This window comes from Arthrobacter sp. Y3225116 (assembly GCF_059091245.1).
Genome location: NZ_JBNHGL010000330.1, coordinates 1 through 2,548, shown reverse-complemented (window position 1 = coordinate 2,548; position 2,548 = coordinate 1). Strand labels below are relative to the sequence as shown.

The window sequence follows — 2,548 nt, the reverse complement described above, 5'->3', positions numbered from 1 at the left end:
GCCGTCCGAGCGGCGCGATTCGTCCCGGCCGCCCTCGCCGCGGCGGGACTCGTCCCAGCGGCTGTACGCCGTCACGATGTCGCTGACCAGCCGGTGGCGGACCACGTCGGTGGCGTCCAGCCGGGAGAAGCGGACGTCTTCCACGCCGTCGAGTATTTCGCTGACGATCTTCAGGCCCGAGCTGGTGCCGTTCGGCAGGTCGATCTGCGTCACGTCGCCCGTCACGACCATCTTGGAACCGAAGCCCAGCCGGGTGAGGAACATCTTCATCTGTTCCGGGGTGGTGTTCTGCGCCTCGTCCAAGATGATGAACGCGTCGTTGAGCGTGCGCCCGCGCATGTAGGCCAGCGGCGCCACCTCAATGGTGCCCGCGGCCATCAGGCGCGGAATCGACTCCGGGTCCATCATGTCGTGCAGGGCGTCGTAGAGCGGGCGCAGGTACGGGTCGATCTTGTCGCTGAGCGTGCCCGGCAGGAAGCCCAGCCGCTCCCCCGCCTCGACGGCGGGACGGGTCAGAATGATGCGGTTGACCTCTTTGTGCTGCAGGGCCTGGACCGCCTTGGCCATCGCCAGATAGGTCTTGCCTGTGCCCGCGGGGCCGATGCCGAAGACCACGGTGTGGTTGTCGATGGCTTCGACGTAGTTCTTCTGGTTCAGGGTCTTCGGCCGGATGTTCCGGCCGCGCGAGGAGAGGATGTTCAGCGTCAGGACCTCGGCCGGCCGCTGCGCCGACTGTTCGCCGAGCATGCGCAGCAGCTGGGCGACCACCTGCGCGGTGATCCTCGTATCCTTCGCCGCCAGGGCGCGGATCTCTTCCACCACGTTGAGCGTGAGCTGCACCGCGTCGGCGGGGCCGGTGATGGAGAGTTCGTTGCCGCGTACATGCAGGTCCACATCGCTGAACTCCGACTCGATGACCCGCAGCACCTCATCGTGGGCGCCGAGCGCCCTGACCATGTGTTCCGACGAATCGAAATGGACGGAACGGCTGCTTGATCCCAGCGGATCGACATCCAGGCGTGATTGGGACATAGTCCGGCCGATGTGGCCTTTCATCGCTCCTTCGGTGGGCGCTTGCTGGCGGTAACCGGAAATGGATCCGGTCCCGACGGTACACGTCCATGCTACGGCACGAGCCGCCGCACCGTCCTCTGCGGGGACGAAAAACGCCTTGGTATCGATCCTGCATCAATCCTGCATCAGTCCGGTTGAGCGCTGGTTAAAGCAGCCATCAGCCCCCCTCCCCTGTGCCAAGCTAGTGAGGCAGGAAAGGCGGCAGCAGCCCTTTTCGGCCCACACCCACCCGGTCATTGCCCACGTCAGAAGGGATCGAAAGCATCGCCAGCAACCAGCTCCGGCAGCCCGCAGGCCCGGTCCCGACACGCCGCTTCGGTGCGTGGTTGGCGCTGGTCACTGCCTCGTCGCTGGTGCTGCTCGGATGCTCGCCGCAGGCCGCCGGCGGTGGCGGCGGCGGCCAGACCTCGATGCCGGATCCCACCGCCCCCGCTTCGGCCAGCAGCCCCCTGGTCTCCAGCGTGCCGGTCGAAACCCTGCGCTCCTCGGAGCTCTCTCCCATCTACTGGCTGGGCACCAACGCCGACAACGTGTTCCTGTACCGCGAATACCGCCAGGCGGAGAACCTGGGTGATCCCATCACGACGGCGGTGGCCGCGCTGACGCGGCTGCAGCCCCTCGATCCGGACTACTTCAACCCGCTCAGCCCGGCGAGCAAGGTGGGCGCGTCCATCACCAACGGTTCGGTCATCACGCTGGACATTTCCTCGGACGCGTTCAGCCGCCGCGTGGATGCCGGCATCGCCGAACGGGCCGTGCAGCAACTGGTCTTCACCGCCACTGCCGCGGCGGCGAACGCCGGGCTAAGCACGTCGGACGATCCGCTGGAAGTGGTCATCCTCGTCGACGGGCATCACGGTTACGAAGCCTTTGGCCATGTGCCGCTGGGCCAGCCGATGGGCCGGAACAGCAGCCTGGCGGCCCCGGTATGGATCATCGATCCGGCCGACGGTGCCACCGCCGCCGGACGCGTGGAGGTGTTCGGCCGCGGCGTCGCGTACGAATCGGAACTGAGCTGGCAGATTTTTCGCCTTGCCGGCTCCGACGACACGTCCGAAGGCGAACTGGTCAAGGACGGCACGGCCCTCGTTGATGCCGACAGCGGGCAGATCGGCGAGTTCCGGTTCAGCCAGAAGCTGGATCCGGGCACCTACCGGCTGTACGTGTTCCAAGAGGACCAGGACGGGCGGACCGACGAACGGCAGAATGCGGACAGCAAGGTCTTCACGATCACCTAGGCCGGTTCTGCTGACGGACGCGGTCAGCGCCAGCGGCCCAGCAACTCGCTGAGCAAGGTCAAGGCGGCAGGTCCGGCCGTGGAGGAACGCAGGACGTGCGGCCCCAGCCGCACCGCCACCGCCCCGGCGTCGAGCATCGCGTCGACTTCGGCCCGGCTCATTCCGCCTTCGGGGCCCACAATCATCAGCACGCGCGCCGCGCCGCCGGTCCGGCCACCGGGCTGGGCACCTGGCCG

Annotated in this window: 3 protein-coding genes; 1 reads left to right on the top strand and 2 read right to left on the bottom strand. The window is 67.3% G+C overall.

Features of this window, described 5'->3' with window-relative positions:
* Positions 1-1,032 (bottom strand): PhoH family protein (locus AC5RV2_RS16900; RefSeq protein ID WP_494093298.1); only part of this gene is annotated, 1,032 nt, incomplete at its 3' end.
* Positions 1,033-1,310: 278 nt separating this feature from the next.
* Here AC5RV2_RS16900 and AC5RV2_RS16895 point away from each other — a divergent pair.
* Positions 1,311-2,312 (top strand): GerMN domain-containing protein, encoded by a 1,002-nt coding sequence (locus AC5RV2_RS16895; RefSeq protein WP_494093297.1) that lies wholly within the window; start codon positions 1,311-1,313, stop codon positions 2,310-2,312.
* A gap of 23 nt (positions 2,313-2,335) precedes the next feature.
* On the opposite strand, the gene AC5RV2_RS16890 is transcribed toward AC5RV2_RS16895, so the two are convergent.
* Positions 2,336-2,548 (bottom strand): 16S rRNA (uracil(1498)-N(3))-methyltransferase (locus AC5RV2_RS16890; RefSeq protein WP_494093296.1); only part of this gene is annotated, 213 nt, incomplete at its 5' end.